Origin of the sequence: Mycobacterium lepromatosis (genome assembly GCF_000975265.2) — a bacterium.
In the GTDB taxonomy this organism is placed as follows: Bacteria; Actinomycetota; Actinomycetes; order Mycobacteriales; family Mycobacteriaceae; genus Mycobacterium; species Mycobacterium lepromatosis.
On record NZ_CP083405.1, the window covers coordinates 65,132 to 80,278 of the forward strand.

Genomic DNA, 15,147 nt, shown 5'->3' on the forward strand with positions numbered 1-15,147 from the left:
ATCTATCCACTATGTAGTGGGATGGATTCAATTGGAAAGCAAGCCAAGTGGCAGCACAACGCAGGAACAAGCCAGAAGCTTGCGGTAGTGTCGGGTCCGGGGGAGAGAGATTCCTGAAGCCGAACACGAATAGTGATCGACCAAATCGGGGCGACGGTTCAGCCGTGTGTGAGACGTGCCCGCACGCACCGGGGCCATAGTCGGCCATAGTCGAGTTGGCCCAGCAGCTCATCGAGGCCGGCATCGAGAAAGTTACCGTCGAGTCCACCGCGGGCTACTGGCGGATCTGGTACTACCTGCTAGGGGTGGCGTGGCTGTCCGGTGCAGCTGGTCAAGACCCGGGATGTGGAGAATGTGCTGGGCTGGAACAGGACTGATAAGCTAGATGCGGTGTGGTTGGCCAAGCTGACCGAGAAGGGTCTGCTGGGATCAGTTTTCGTGCCATCGGCCAAGTTCTATCCGCTGCTTCTCTACTACACCCGCCTGTGGGTGGATTTGACCCGCGACTACACTTGCTATTGGCAGCGGCTAGAAAAAACTGTTCGAGGACGCGCTGGTCAGAATATCGTCGGTGGCCTCAACCCTGATCACGCTGTCCACACGGGACATGATCGAGGGCCTGATTGTTGAGCTACCCGCCGACACCCGGGCCATCGATCACCGCACCGGCGCCGATGCGCACGGAGCCAGCACAGGTACCGACATCACTCCCGATCCCAACACTGGCGGCGCCAAACCGATTCTGGTCGACCCCGCTATCGTTGCAGAATGCGTTATCAGCACCGTTGAGCATCTCACGGAATTTTTGAGTATTAGCGTTAGCAGTGCGCAAAACATCCTGACTGAGGTCGACACTGACATGAACCGCTTAACCAGACGTGAACGCCTAGTCTCATGGGTCAAGGCTATGCTTACGGACAATTTCGTCCGGGCCGGTTAGCGGCGCTGACAAGACCAGCAAGAGCAACCCATATCTGATAAGGTGTACTCGGCGAGGCCGAAGTCGCCAAACTTGCGATTACCACTCCCACCGCCTAGTCAAAAGCTGAGATAGGCTACCGGGTTACCATTAGCCCTGTCCTGCCCCATACGCACTCTGCAAAACGACACCCAATTCCGCCGGGTCGCTTTCGCCTAACCACTAGCCCTAGTCATTTTCCTGCTAGTCAGGACAGGTTCGCACTAGGGGGCGTACCACGCGTCGACGCGCACCGGCGTCGAACAGCTGGGTAGTGCCTGTGACGTAGTGGGCCTCGTTGAAGGCGAGGCAGAGCGGGTGACCATCAAAGTTGCCATTAGCGTTGAAAGAGCGTGGGTGCTGTTTGTGTCACGCGGATTGCATACGCCGCGGCGCCCCAGATCGGGGGCTTAGCAAACGAGGATGGATGAAGATTGTGCACACTGCTACCTCAGGAACTGAATTTTTCACACGCGATACGCAAGTATCAGTTGACAGCTAGTTAATAACGCCATTGAAGAACGTGCGGATGTCGGCGCCTGCGGCGGCGATCCAGGCCAGTTCTTTGTCGGTCAATGCGACCGAACAGTAGAAACGTTGAGTGGCCAGATCCTTCTCGTCTGCATGGACTGCCTTGGCGGATGTTCTGATTCTGCAACACTACACCGCATCACATTCAAATCACCACCAGCACATTCTTTTTCCAAGCACGTATCAAAATGACCGCAGCGATTACGTCCCTGGCGTGCAGCGCTTGTAGATTTTTTTGCTGTCACCTGGCCCGTTTCGCTGCGGTGCTGAGTGGCAACCACGAATCTCGCAGCCATTTGGCGCACTCCACTACATTGTGCGCAAATCGCCAGTCTCGCATCATGCTTACTCCGCGCATGTCGGCCGGGCATACGGTAGACATGCAATGTCGCACACACCGTGTTTAGAGCTTCGCTGGTGACCAGCTCGACTATCGTGGTACGCGGCTTCCTGTAGTGTGTAGTGATTTCAACCAGGTCATCGAGTGTATAGGTTTAACCGCAAGATGCGGTTAAACCTATACACCAAGAAGGTTTTCCTGGTGAGCAATTCATCGAATTCCTTTAGTAGTCCGCGGCAATGTAGCAGAAGTCGAGTAGGTGCACCTCGAGAGCAGCTAAACAAGGTTTTTTTAGGGGTTTCCATGTCGATCATGGCTGGACGATTGTCCTGATGGCGCTCCATCAACGAAGAAAAACTCATCCATGAACAGAATGTGGCCCGGTAAACGGTTGATTAGTTAGTTGGTCTTAGGTCCTGAGGCACCGATGTGTTCACCACAAAATTCGGCCTACGTAACCTCGATAATTTCGGAACGACTTACGATGCCAAGACCGGGGTATATCTTTTTCAGCGTCTCGGTGGTAGTGGTCTTGCCGGTACCGGAATCCAATCGGCTAGCATATAGCTAGTCTGATTGGCCACTGGAAGCCCGGTAGCCAGCCGCAGCGCCCAGACCTAGACTGATTTTCTAGCTCGGCCACCGCACGCTTGCCTTCGGCCAATCCGACTTGATTGTCAAGCAACGCCCGGCCTTCCTCCGGGAGTTCGCTGCGCCGCTCTTCGTGCTCTTCCTTGCGCCGCTGTTGAACGGATCACTGGGTGATTATGTCTCATTTGTTGGTGCGGGTTTTGATGTCGTCTTCGTCGGTGACCACGAAGTGTAGCACTGGGTCGACTAACGCCTGCCTGGCAGACCCCATAAGCACACCACTTCGACAACCAAATCTAGGCTGCATCTTGGTCGTCTAGCTGGCGATGCTCCATACCGCACACTCAGCTCAGATCAATTTCGATCAAAGGAAATTCGGCTTCGTCGATTGCTATGATGGCGGTATCGGAGTGTCGATTAAGCAATTTGATCGTACAGATATGTCCTACGCGTAACTCAACGCAGTCGAGGGTGACACACGCGCACACACCTGCTCCAGATGAGCAACGGCATGGACAGTCAAGGTGTTCGTTGCTGCGGTGCGTGACCACCCACATCATTACTACTTGCGGCGGAAAGATCGCAGCTGCAACCGAGATGACGTCCGGCCAGCGCTGGGTGGCAAACATCAAGTAGGCCTCGATATGCTTCTACCATCGATGGTTCTCCCAAGAATCCATAAGAGATGAATCCGCCAGCAACGCTTCTGCTTTGTCGGATGGCGATCATCAATGAATGTATCTAGAAAACGCCAATCCTGCATGCTATGCTTCGGTCACCGAAAACAGATACGGCCTGCCTTTGATCGACACCTACAGGAGCACGCAGAGTCGGTTAATCGCACGTGTTAGAGCTACTTTACTAGCAGCAGTGCATTATCATCTGAAGCGGTTCAGCCGAGCCAGGTGTAGGGTATTGACGAATCGATCTCCGTAGTCTCCTGTAAATACACGCGGGCAAACGCACTATCGCTATCGAGTAGCGCCATCGCTTGGTGTAACCGCTTGCGTGTTGCCATCGTGGTGCTACTGGTCTTGTTGGTCATTGGGATTCATCTACCGGCTAGAGCTCAGCACTTTGCAAGTTTCTGCTCAGAAGCTACGCAACGGTTCTCGACGCTTAACAACTCGGCCTTTACCTTATACACTTGCTCAGCAGCAGGTACTTCCACCGTAGCTAGACCTGTCTGTGTGATCAGTACATGGCGCTCACCCGGTACGACTCGTCTAATTTTTCCACTAAGATAACTGTGTTCGGACGCGGCGTAGGCACAGGAATTCCGTTCACCACACTGACCGGTGTTCCCTACACTAAACTTTGCATGATCGCTAACAACTATATCGAATATTTGAATACTTTTCCATCACTGCTTATTTCGCGTGTGAATTGCTATTCATCCGCCTTCCCAGGCGTATCGGATCACAAACTACTTAGCCAACGAGTATTCGGCGGTGATGTGCACGCTATTGAAGTACCTCGCATCGTCCAGCGGCAACATAATACGATTTCCACCACCGACCTTGCTCAGCCGTACGACCGACGGTTGGAGTGGGAAACGAATGTCCTGGCAGTAGTCCACGACGGATGCAGTGCAGCGACAGCATAGGGCCACACAGATTGACCGCTACAGGTCTTGTGCCTGTTCAACCTAGCAATGTAGGTAGCATCATGCTAAGAGAAGCATTCGGCGGTTGTGCGGTTCGGACTGTAACAGTGGCGGTGGCCAGTAGCCGGGTCAAGGACGAAAAACATGGTGTTCTAGGTGATCCCACCGGCACGCATCGACCGAGATTGAGCTAGTTTCTCCAAAGTGATGTCCGTGGGGGAATATCAATTAGGTGGTCAACCAGCTGTAATCGCCGCGCACCGAGTGTTAGCCTCCCCCGTTCAGCACCTCTACCGTCGATCGGCTTAACGCTGTTTAATTTCGAAGATATCGATGGTGTCCGCAACTTTCGCACTAGTATCTCGTTAGCGCATAGCCGCTATGCGGCTATGCGCTAACGAGATACGCCGCTGCAGGGCTTCAGCATGTCGAAGGTTGAAATTTGCATAATTGATCTAAGCTTCCCTGCTGTCCGGCGTAAATTGGTATCCCAATCAATATGCCTTTTATTCTTGGGTAGTTGCCAAAACTGCTTAGCCACTACACTAAACTACACTTAAAGTAATTTTTTCTGATCTACAGAACAGCACAAAGATTTTACGCACAAAAGTGAGCTAAATTTTTACCTAACAGTAACTTTACTGTATAATTTAAAATCCATACTTAATTAACTGAGTGTATGTATAGGAATTCCCAAGCAGTTACATTTCCTCCACCACGATACCATCCTGGTAACAAACTCCACCACCAGCGCTATCATTGATCACCACACGCGGTTCGTTCTACTTAACTACTTAATTGTTCGATCATGTAGAAACTATAAGCTCACTCATAACAACAACGACTGACATCACCCCACAGGGATGTTGATGATAATTTCAATCACCAAAAGCTATGATGGTACCAAATGTATCCACTCACCATCTATCCCTACCAGGATAGAGACAAAGATGATCTCCGACTTTGATCGCACCCGTTATTGCTCTCGCCGAACTCGAGTAATTAGCGAAGCCACTACGACGGCGGCTCTAATCTGGCTGGCTAATACCAGAACCATATTGCGAACGTGGCAGTCGAAGAGGGTGGCTACCGCGGTTTACTGGATTACGTGAGCCGAAGCCGCGAGTGGAATCATTTACTCCACAGGCACACCAGAAGTTATCGCGGCCGACGAAATCTACGGCACTGTAGACTGACTTGGGTGGCTACCCAGCCTGCCAGCTTGCGTGCTTTCTGCAAAACCCGATTGATCATCTGGTGGGCATCAAACCTCGGATACTTGGCCCACAATAACGCTGAGACTTCATTGGCGTAAGCCGCTGGAAAGCGGGTTCCCCAGACCGGTATGTTCACCTAGCCCGGGTAGATAAATAGGTAGGAATTTACAGGTCCCAACCTATTTCGGGCGAAAATCTCATAATCCCGACGTCGGGTTCCTTGGCCTCCACCCAGGGCTTGGCTACCACATCACTGCCACGTATCTGCGTGGACCGCATGCCGGCGAAGATAATGGCAAAAATCGTGGGTGGCGAGTTTACCCATGCTAGGCTCGAGTCGACGGGCAACTGTTCGACTTTTTTGTTGCCGTCCCCGCGAAATCGGTTCGCCCGCAGCGAGAAGTCGTTGCCGGCGTTTATAGCCGACAGCACAGCCTGCTTGGGGTGGCCTCGGCGCGCACTGATTGGGTCACTACGTTGGACAGGTCCTCGTTTGGCGCGGTAATTGAAGAAGGCCATCGTCGCTCTCGGTAACGCGTCGTTCGCCGAGGCCAACATCTCCACGCCATCGGGAAGCTCGGCGGTCTTTGGTGTTCGTACGATAGCGCGTATGTTGCAGCTCGACATCATCGTTCACGTTCGGCAACGAGGAGATTAGCTACCATTTTTGGTCGTACCGGTTACCGCGATTGTTGTGTTCAGTCTGTTCCTTGAGCATCACATATACTGCGTTGCAGGAAATTCTTTAGGCCATGATCGGACAAACCACTCTAACGTTTTTACCGTAACCGAAGCCCTATCCTCTCACGACGAGGTCACCACGATCAGCGCATCCAGATCGCGTAGGGACTTCCCGGAGGATGGTGGAGTCCAGGGTTGAGCGGCAGTGGACGACCGAGATTGTGAAATGCTGGTCCAGTCGTCATGCGGCTTCCCAGTCGATGGCAGGGTCGAGTACTCAGTGTGGACCGGTGGCTGGTTCGCCGCCGAGGTACGTGCAGGACTGCGAAATTCATGCCGATACGTGCAATCACTTCCACGAAAGACTACCGGTTCTGGTCAGCGATCGGATCCCAGAACGGGCCGCCAGCTTGCGGATGGATTCTACCGTTAAGTCGGCCGAATGCTGCACCGGCGTCACTCGCTACGATGTGGTCCTACTTGTGGCGTTCGGCGAGGATCAATTTGACACAGGTAGCGACCTACGTTTTCTGACGCCGCTCTTGCTCAGCACCCCGACCTGGTTGGTTGCCGTCAGGGGTGGTCTGGATGGCCGCCACGAACTGGGCTGCCGCGCGTTGCGCAATTGCCGATGCGCTGCCTGGCCGAGGTCACCGACTGGGTGATTCTTCACCAACTGTGGTCGGTGGGTGTCACCGCGGCACCGTCTGCTAGAACGACAGTGTCGTCCCAGAGATTCGGTGCGGGCGGCGGGTCGATTTTGGCCACGGGCGACCAGTTTGGGTGGCCGCGTTGCCGGCGGACCAGGTATTAGGTGGGGAGCAGTCCGGTGGCGGGGCAGGGCGGTTCGTGCAGAAATCTGGGTAGGCCCTGACGGAAATGCCGGGGTTCACTTACATCTGCGGATTCCTGGACTACGGACTGGCCTGGTCGTGTGATCGAGGCGTCTCACCCGCCGGACCACAAACGATCCCGCAAGAATTGAATTGGTTGTGCTAGTTTATGGTTCTCCCAGGTGCCAGGCTGTCGACCCCATGCCACCGCCTGACTGCGGGCCGCTCCTGACTGATGAACTCCGCGACCAGCTACCGACGTCGGACTCGCGACCAGTGTCTGCCCAGGATCAGTCATAGGATGGTTCGCTGATTGACGGAACGCCGCCCATAGTGTCTTAATAGCTATATTTAGATTTTTATTAGTTCATTTTAACTCTTTATTATTTTTGCGCAAAATCAGCGGCGGTACCCTAGTGTGTCGCTGCAACTTATTCGCCATGTCCTGAGCGCAGGTGTGGGTGATGCCAGCGGCATTTCTGCCAGGCTTTATCCTGTCAAAGCTGTTCGGTTCATCCGGTTCTGCGACTCGAACGATCGTGGTACTGGGCGCCCATCGGTGTAGCGGCAAACTTGTTTAAACGGATTGATTGTATGGTCCATTGAACGGCCGCGATTCGGCCAACCGCGGATAGAACGCCAATCGCTGCGCGACATGTCGCAACAGTGGTGATCGGCAGCTGTGACGACTTTACGCCGACGTACTTCGGCGGGCTAGTATTAGGAAAGTTGGCATGTCACGCGGGTTTTGTCATAATCGTTTTACGATTTGTCGGTACCGGTTACAGGGCGACCGCCCAGTGTTGCACGGACGGATAGCCAATCGGATTATCTCCGCCTGACGAGCAGGCTAGCGATAAGGCGGAAGGAGTCGAGTCTGCCGCTTCCAGGCAGGGCTTCGCCGGAGCCGTTGATGAGGGCCACGCAGAACGTTCTGGTGAAGGGTTAGGTAAGGAATGACGGCCAAGCGCGTCGGGTTGTATAACCCGGCGTTCGAGCACGATTCGTGCGGAGTAGCCATGGTAGTCGACATGTACGGTCGGCGTACCCGCGATATTGTGGACAAGGCGATTACCGCGCTGCTTAACCTTGAGCATCGTGGTGCGCAGGGCGCTGATCCGCGCAGTGGTGACGGCGCAGGCATCCTTGTTCAGATCCCGGACGCATTCCTGCGGGCAGTCGTGGATTTTGAGCTCCCCGCTGCGAGCAGCTACGCCACCGGCATTGCGTTTTTGCCGCAGTCGTCCAAAGACGCCGCGGCTGCCTGCGCCGCGGTGGAGAAAATCGCGGTGGCCGAGGGGCTGCATGTACTGGGTTGGAGAAACGTGCCCACCGACCCTTCGTCGTTAGGTGCGTTATCCCGTGATGCAATGCCCACCTTCCGTCAGGTGTTCATGGCGGGGGCCACCGGCCTGACGCTAGAACGCCGTGCCTACGTGATCCGCAAACGTGCCGAGCACGAACTCGGCACCAAAGGTCCCGGTCAGGACGGTCCGGGACGCGAAACTATATACTTCCCAAGCCTCTCGAGCCAGACGTTCGTCTACAAGGGCATGCTCACCACTCCGCAACTCAAAGCGTTCTACCGGGACCTGCAAGATGAACGGCTGACCAGCGCACTGGGCATCGTGCATTCCCGGTTCTCCACCAATACTTTCCCGTCCTGGCCGCTTGCGCATCCTTTCCGGCGCATTGCCCACAACGGCGAGATCAATACCGTCACTGGCAACGAGAACTGGATGCGGGCTCGCGAGGCGTTGATGAAGACCGACATCTTTGGGTCGAAAGCTGACCTGGAGAAGCTGTTCCCGATCTGCACTCCGGGTGCCTCCGACACCGCGCGCTTTGACGAGGTGCTAGAACTTCTGCACCTGGGCGGGCGCAGCCTGGCCCACGCGGTGCTGATGATGATCCCTGAAGCCTGGGAACGCCACGAATCGATGGATCCTGCGCGACGGGCATTTTACCAGTACCACGCTTCCTTGATGGAGCCGTGGGACGGTCCGGCGTCGATGACATTCACCGACGGTGTTGTGGTGGGTGCCGTGCTCGACCGCAATGGCTTGCGCCCGTCGCGTATCTGGGTCACCGACGACGGCTTGGTGGTGATGGCTTCCGAGGCCGGCGTATTGGATCTGGACCCGTCTATAGTGGTCCGCCGGATGCGACTGCAACCGGGCCGGATGTTCCTAGTTGACACCGCGCAGGGGCGCATCGTCTCTGACGAAGAGATCAAAGCTAAACTGGCTGCCGAGCACCCTTACCAGGAATGGCTTGACAAAGGGCTGGTTCCAATTGATGAGTTGCCGACCGGCAAGTACGTGCGGATGCCGCATCATCGACTTATCATGCGGCAGTTGACCTTTGGCTACACCTACGAGGAACTCAATCTGCTGGTAGCACCCATGGTCCGTGCTGGTGTCGAACCGATTGGGTCTATGGGCACCGACACCCCGATTGCGGTGCTGTCTCAGCGTCCCAGGATGCTTTACGACTACTTCCACCAGCTCTTCGCTCAGGTGACCAATCCGCCACTGGACGCCATTCGCGAGGAGGTGGTGACTAGCTTGCAGGGTACCACCGGGGGTGAGCGTGACCTGCTCAGCCCCGATGAAAACTCCTGTCGCCAGATTTGGCTGCCACAGCCGATTCTGCGCAATTACCAGCTGGCCAAGCTGGTCAACCTCGACCCTGCCGACGAGATCAATGGACGCCCGCATGGCATGCGGTCTACAGTGGTGAACTGTTTGTATCCAGTCGCCGATGCCGGCGCTGGGCTGGCTGACGCGCTGACTAAGGTGCGCGCGCAGGCATCGGCGGCGATCGCTGACGGCGCGCGAGTCATCATCTTGTCCGATCGCAATTCCGACGAGCAGATGGCTCCGATCCCGTCGCTGCTTTCCGTTGCGGCGGTACACCATCATTTGGTGCGTGACCGTACCCGCACCCATGTGGGTCTTGTGGTGGAATCCGGTGACGCCCGAGAGGTCCACCACATGGCGGCGTTGATCGGCTTCGGCGCGGCGGCGGTCAACCCCTACCTGGTGTTCGAGTCGATCGAGGACATGCTCGACAGAGGTGTCATTGATGGAATAGACCGCAAGACAGCGTTGAACAACTATATCAAGGCTGCTGGCCGAGGTGTACTGAAAGTAATGTCTAAGATGGGTATTTCGACACTAGCCTCTTACATCGGTGCGCAACTGTTCCAGGCAGTCGGCATCTCTGAAGACGTGCTGGACGAATACTTCAGCGGGTTGAGTTGCCCAACAGGCGGAATCACCCTCGACGACATAGCTGCTGAAGTCGCAGTCCGCCACCGGCTGGCCTACCTGGACCGGCCGGATGAACGCGCGCATCGCGAACTTGAAGTTGGCGGGGAATACCAGTGGCGCAGGGAAGGCGAATACCACCTGTTCAACCCGGAGACTGTCTTTAAGCTGCAGCACGCCACGCGTAGTGGACAGTACAAGATCTTCAAGGAGTACACTCGTCTCGTCGATGACCAGAGCGAGCGGATGGCTTCACTGCGTGGACTACTCAAATTCCGTACGGATGCGCGTCCCCCGGTTCCGCTGGATGAAGTCGAACCTGCGAGTGAAATCGTTAAGCGTTTCTCGACGGGAGCGATGAGCTACGGTTCGATTTCCGCTGAGGCGCACGAGACCCTTGCCATTGCGATGAACCGTCTGGGTGGTCGATCAAACAGTGGCGAAGGTGGCGAGGATGCCACCCGCTTTGAGCCCGATCCCAATGGGGATTGGCGACGCAGCGCTATCAAACAGGTCGCTTCTGCGCGGTTCGGGGTTACCTCGCACTACTTAACGAACTGCACTGACATCCAGATTAAGATGGCGCAGGGTGCAAAACCCGGTGAAGGGGGACAACTGCCGGGGCGGAAGGTGTACCCTTGGATTGCTCAGGTCCGGCACTCCACCCCCGGTGTTGGCCTGATCTCCCCCCCACCGCACCACGACATTTACTCTATCGAAGATCTGGCTCAGCTGATTCACGATCTGAAAAATGCGAACCCGTCGGCTAGGGTTCATGTCAAGCTTGTCTCGGAAAACGGGGTGGGCACGGTGGCTGCGGGGGTATCCAAGGCGCATGCCGACGTGGTCCTGGTCTCGGGGCACGACGGTGGTACTGGCGCGACCCCGCTGACATCGATGAAGCACTCGGGTGCGCCATGGGAGCTGGGGTTGGCCGAGACCCAGCAGACATTATTGCTTAATGGATTACGCGACCGAATCGTGGTCCAGGTAGACGGTCAACTCAAGACAGGTCGTGACGTGATTATCGCTGCATTGCTCGGTGCTGAAGAATTCGGCTTTGCTACGGCTCCATTGGTAGTAGCTGGCTGTATCATGATGCGGGTATGCCATCTAGACACTTGCCCGGTTGGCGTCGCTACCCAGAATCCTTTGCTACGCAAGCGGTTCACTGGCAAGCCTGAGTTCGTCGAGAACTTCTTCATGTTCATAGCTGAAGAAGTTCGGGAATATATGGCACAGTTGGGCTTTCGAACTTTCAATGAGGTGATCGGTCAGGTGGGTGCGCTTGACGCGACGTCGGCGCGGGCGCATTGGAAAGCGCACAGTATCGATCTGACACCGGTGTTGCACGAGCCGGATTCGGCATTCATGAACCAGGACTTGTACTGCAGTTCGCGCCAAGATCATGGTCTGGACAAGGCGCTCGATCAGCAGTTAATAGTTATTAGTAGGGAAGCGCTGGATTCCGGCAAGCAGGTTAGATTCTCTACAACTATCGGCAACATCAATCGCACGGTAGGCACTATGCTCGGTCATGAATTAACGAAAGCCTTTGGTGAGCAAGGACTTCCAGATGGAACCATAGAAATCACGTTCAAGGGCTCCGCGGGCAACAGCTTTGGCGCCTTTGTACCCAAGGGGATTACTCTGCGTGTCTACGGAGATGCCAACGACTATGTCGGCAAGGGCCTGTCTGGTGGACGAATTGTGGTGCGTCCGTCCGATAATGTGCCGCTGGACTATGTTGCCGAAGATAACATTATCGGCGGCAACGTGATTCTGTTTGGCGCTACCAGCGGTGTGGTTTACTTGCGCGGAGCTGTAGGCGAGCGGTTCGCGGTTCGCAACTCCGGGGCCCATGCGGTAGTGGAGGGTGTGGGTGATCACGGTTGCGAGTACATGACTGGTGGCAAGGTAGTCATCCTTGGCCGCACCGGCCGTAACTTCGCGGCCGGCATGTCCGGCGGTGAGGCTTATGTCTATGATACCGGCGGCGAACTTGCGGCCAACCTGAACTTCGAAATGGTTGAACTCGAGACCCTTGACTTCGATGACGCAGACTGGCTGTATGCCATAATACAGGCGCATGTAGACGCTACCGATTCCGCTGTTGGTCAACGGATTTTGACCGACTGGTCCGAGCAGCAACGACACTTCGTCAAGGTGATGCCGAAGGACTACAAGCGGGTGTTGCAGGCTATCGCTTTAGCTAAACGCGACGGTGTGGATGTAGACAGGGTGATCATGGAGCCGGCACATGGCTGATCCGGTTGGCTTTTTGAAATACACACAGCGAGAATTACCGAGGCGACGGCCTGTCCCGCTACGGCTGCGAGACTGGAAGGAATTATATGAGGAATTCGATAAAGAGACTTTGTGGAATCAGGCATCCCGTTGCATGGACTGCGGTATTCCGTTCTGTCACAACGGGTGTCCTTTGGGAAACTTGATCCCGGAATGGAATGACTTGGTGCGTGGGGGCCGTTGGCGCGACGCGATTGAACGTCTGCACGCCACAAACAATTTTCCCGACTTCACTGGTCGGTTATGTCCGGCGCCATGCGAGTCGGCGTGTGTGCTCGGCATTAACCAGGATCCGGTGACGATCAAGCAGATCGAGCTGGAGATCATCGACAAGGCCTTCGACGAAGGTTGGGTGCGACCACTGCCGCCGCAGCAGCTGACCGGTAAGGCGGTTGCCGTGGTGGGTTCGGGGCCAGCTGGACTTGCTGCTGCCCAACAGCTTACCCGTGCGGGTCATCGCGTAATAGTCTTCGAACGCGACGATCGCATCGGCGGGTTGCTGCGGTACGGTATCCCAGAATTCAAGATGGAAAAGCGTTTCCTGGAGCGGCGGTTAGACCAGCTGCGGGCTGAGGGCACCGAATTCCGGCCCGGCGTCAACGTTGGAGTCGACATCACTTCTGAGCAGCTGTGTGCTGATTTTGATGCGGTCGTGCTCGCCGGCGGCGCCACCACTTGGCGCGAGCTGCCCATTCCGGGACGTGAGTTGGATGGCGTTCATCATGCGATGGAGTTCTTACCCTTGGTCAACCGTGTCCAGGAGGGAGATGACGTCCTCGGAGACGACGGTCAGCCGCCTATCACTGCCAAGAACAAGAAGGTAGTCATCATCGGTGGTGGCGACACCGGGGCGGATTGCTTGGGTACCGTGCACCGGCAAGGTGCGATCAACGTGCACCAGTTCGAGATAATGCCGCGTCCGCCGGATGCCCGCGCTGCGTCCACGCCGTGGCCAACTTATCCACTGATATATCGGGTATCGCCGGCGCACGAAGAGGGTGGCGAGCGGGTTTTCTCGGTTAACACCGAGGAGTTCGTAGGCAAGAACGGGCGGGTGCACGCGCTCAAGGCTCATGAAGTGACGATGCAAGACGGCCAGTTCGTCAAGGTTGAGAATTCCGTTTTCGAGCTCGAGGCTGATCTGGTGTTGCTGGCTATGGGATTCGTTGGTCCGGAAAAGCCGGGCCTGCTCACCGACCTTGGCGTGCAGTTCACCGATTGCGGCAACGTCGCCCGCGGCGCCGACTTTGATACTTCGGTTCCTGGTGTTTTCGTTGCGGGCGACATGGGACGTGGTCAGTCGTTGATCGTTTGGGCGATCGCTGAGGGTCGGGCTGCAGCGGCGGCTGTGGATCGGTTTTTGATGGGTGCAACCGCGTTGCCGGCACCCGTCAAGCCGTCGTCTGCGCCGCTTCAGTAGTGGCACCAGTTACGCTAGAAACAGGAATATAATTGCTCGGCGGGTCTTTCGCCGTTTGCCAGGTAACGGGTGTCTAATTATCTGTTGGTGGTTGCGTCACACAATGAATCGCTGTGGAATTCGTCTGAACGGGCCGATCGCAGGAGTAATAACTGTGCATATCAAACCAGTACCTCGGTCGCGGGTGGTAAGAATCACCTGGTCTTGGCTTCGACACCCGGTCAAGAGTCACGGTTTTCCCGCCAAACATGAGCGTTTGGTCACCGCTGAAGAACTGCAGCTACTCAGGGTTTGACACCGTAGATCTGTAAGGCCGTTAAGTGTACCGGACGTTTGCTCAACTTTATCGAGTTGTTATCGAGGTGAGCAGACTCGAGTCCCGGAGTCCCTCTGCTAGTGGTTCCAAGATGGCGTCGCTGTGCGGCGGGGCTGTGATACAACACCCAGGTTCAAACTTTCGACTGCCAGCGCGGCCGCGTTCTCGACGACTTGACCCGTAGTTGTGTTCTGGTTCCAGTCGAAGGTGAGCCGACAGCGTGATCTAGTGTGGATCACGTTCGATGTCTGCACAGTGGGCGGCCAGCATGTCGCGGCTTGTGCACGAACGTCCTTGGGTGTGCCACCGACTAAGTTTGAGCCGTCAACGAAGTTTCAGTGCTGAGCATAAGCACGCGGTGATGCACAAGGCGTGTTTCTCTCCGCTGCTGCCGATACGGATTAGTGGATGAGGGCGCTGTGGGCCTTTGGGCTTGTTGCGAGTAATGTTGAACTGGCAGTATTTGCCGTCGAAGTTGGTTAGCACCTGACATGCTTGCTTGCATCGGTCGAAGTGTTACGCGATTTCGTATGCGTCGGACTCCTGTTCGTTCCTGCTGGCGCCGATCTCCAGCTCGAGTCGTTCGCTTGGAGATAATGTTTGGTGGGGCAGCCTATATGGGCTAACACTGCGTGGTGGCAGTAATGAATTCCAGTGACCAGTGTACCCCAGTCGCAGCAGGGTGGTGGCCTGCGTGAGCGCGGTTAGCGTGGGCCAGCCCTCCGAGCAGAACCCATCGCTATCGGTTAAGATCGAATAGAAATGGTAGAAGGGTCCTACCCCAGACTTAAATGCTTTGATGTCGTCGGTCGTCTGCCAGAAGGCCAGCATCTGAGCCCACTTGGTATGTTGTGGTGCGCCTTTAAAGGCGAAGCGTATGCATCCCGCCGGTAGGTGTTGACATCGCGGACTGGACGGCACACCGATGTTGTGGATCTGGTGACCGCACGGCGGCAGATTGTCTACTACGAGGACCGGATCCTCTACGATTCCAGACGCATGATGGCGATCGTAACGGCGCCGACATCGTTGAGTACCTAGAAGACGTCGCACACGAACGTCACGATCAAGCCAA

At 55.9% G+C, this 15,147-nt stretch carries 8 protein-coding genes and 1 pseudogene; 7 read left to right on the forward strand and 2 right to left on the reverse strand.

The features are described from left to right. Positions 1-321 precede the first annotated feature (321 nt). From MLPF_RS00250 to MLPF_RS00260, 3 genes are all read left to right on the forward strand, one after another. Complete coding sequence (locus MLPF_RS00250; RefSeq protein WP_050039385.1) at positions 322-630, forward strand: hypothetical protein; 309 nt, start codon at positions 322-324, stop codon at positions 628-630. Next, a complete protein-coding gene (locus MLPF_RS00255; RefSeq protein WP_156146889.1) occupies positions 572-940 on the forward strand; it encodes a hypothetical protein in 369 nt (122 codons plus the stop codon). Before MLPF_RS00250 ends, MLPF_RS00255 begins: the two co-directional genes overlap by 59 nt. A gap of 1,559 nt (positions 941-2,499) precedes the next feature. Then, positions 2,500-2,655 carry a hypothetical protein gene (locus MLPF_RS00260; RefSeq protein WP_156146888.1) on the forward strand — a complete coding sequence of 52 codons (156 nt, stop codon included), beginning with the start codon at positions 2,500-2,502 and terminating at the stop codon, positions 2,653-2,655. 2,753 nt (positions 2,656-5,408) lie between these two features. Here the strand turns inward: MLPF_RS00260 and MLPF_RS00265 are convergent. Continuing rightward, the gene (locus MLPF_RS00265; RefSeq protein ID WP_237817221.1) at positions 5,409-5,870 is read right to left on the reverse strand and encodes a hypothetical protein; all 462 of its coding nucleotides are present in this window, start codon (positions 5,868-5,870) and stop codon (positions 5,409-5,411) included. A gap of 233 nt (positions 5,871-6,103) precedes the next feature. On the opposite strand from MLPF_RS00265, the gene MLPF_RS00270 reads away from it, so the two are divergent. The 3 genes from MLPF_RS00270 (at position 6,104) to MLPF_RS00280 (ending at position 13,756) form a co-directional block, all read left to right on the forward strand. Next, entirely contained in the window at positions 6,104-6,589 is a 486-nt protein-coding gene (locus MLPF_RS00270) for a hypothetical protein (protein ID WP_156146893.1), read from the forward strand. A 1,124-nt stretch (positions 6,590-7,713) separates the two neighbouring features. After that, positions 7,714-12,297, forward strand: coding sequence for a glutamate synthase large subunit (gene gltB, locus MLPF_RS00275; RefSeq protein WP_045842210.1), 4,584 nt, complete (start codon positions 7,714-7,716; stop codon positions 12,295-12,297). Continuing rightward, a complete protein-coding gene (locus tag MLPF_RS00280) occupies positions 12,290-13,756 on the forward strand; it encodes a glutamate synthase subunit beta (RefSeq protein WP_045842211.1) in 1,467 nt (488 codons plus the stop codon). The genes gltB and MLPF_RS00280 overlap by 8 nt, the downstream gene beginning before the upstream one ends. A 343-nt stretch (positions 13,757-14,099) precedes the next feature. Here the strand turns inward: MLPF_RS00280 and MLPF_RS00285 are convergent. After that, positions 14,100-14,951, reverse strand: a pseudogene (locus tag MLPF_RS00285) (LLM class oxidoreductase). Between the two features lie 15 nt (positions 14,952-14,966). Here MLPF_RS00285 and MLPF_RS00290 point away from each other — a divergent pair. After that, positions 14,967-15,113 (forward strand): hypothetical protein, encoded by a 147-nt coding sequence (locus MLPF_RS00290; RefSeq protein ID WP_162196843.1) that lies wholly within the window; start codon positions 14,967-14,969, stop codon positions 15,111-15,113. Positions 15,114-15,147 lie beyond the last annotated feature (34 nt).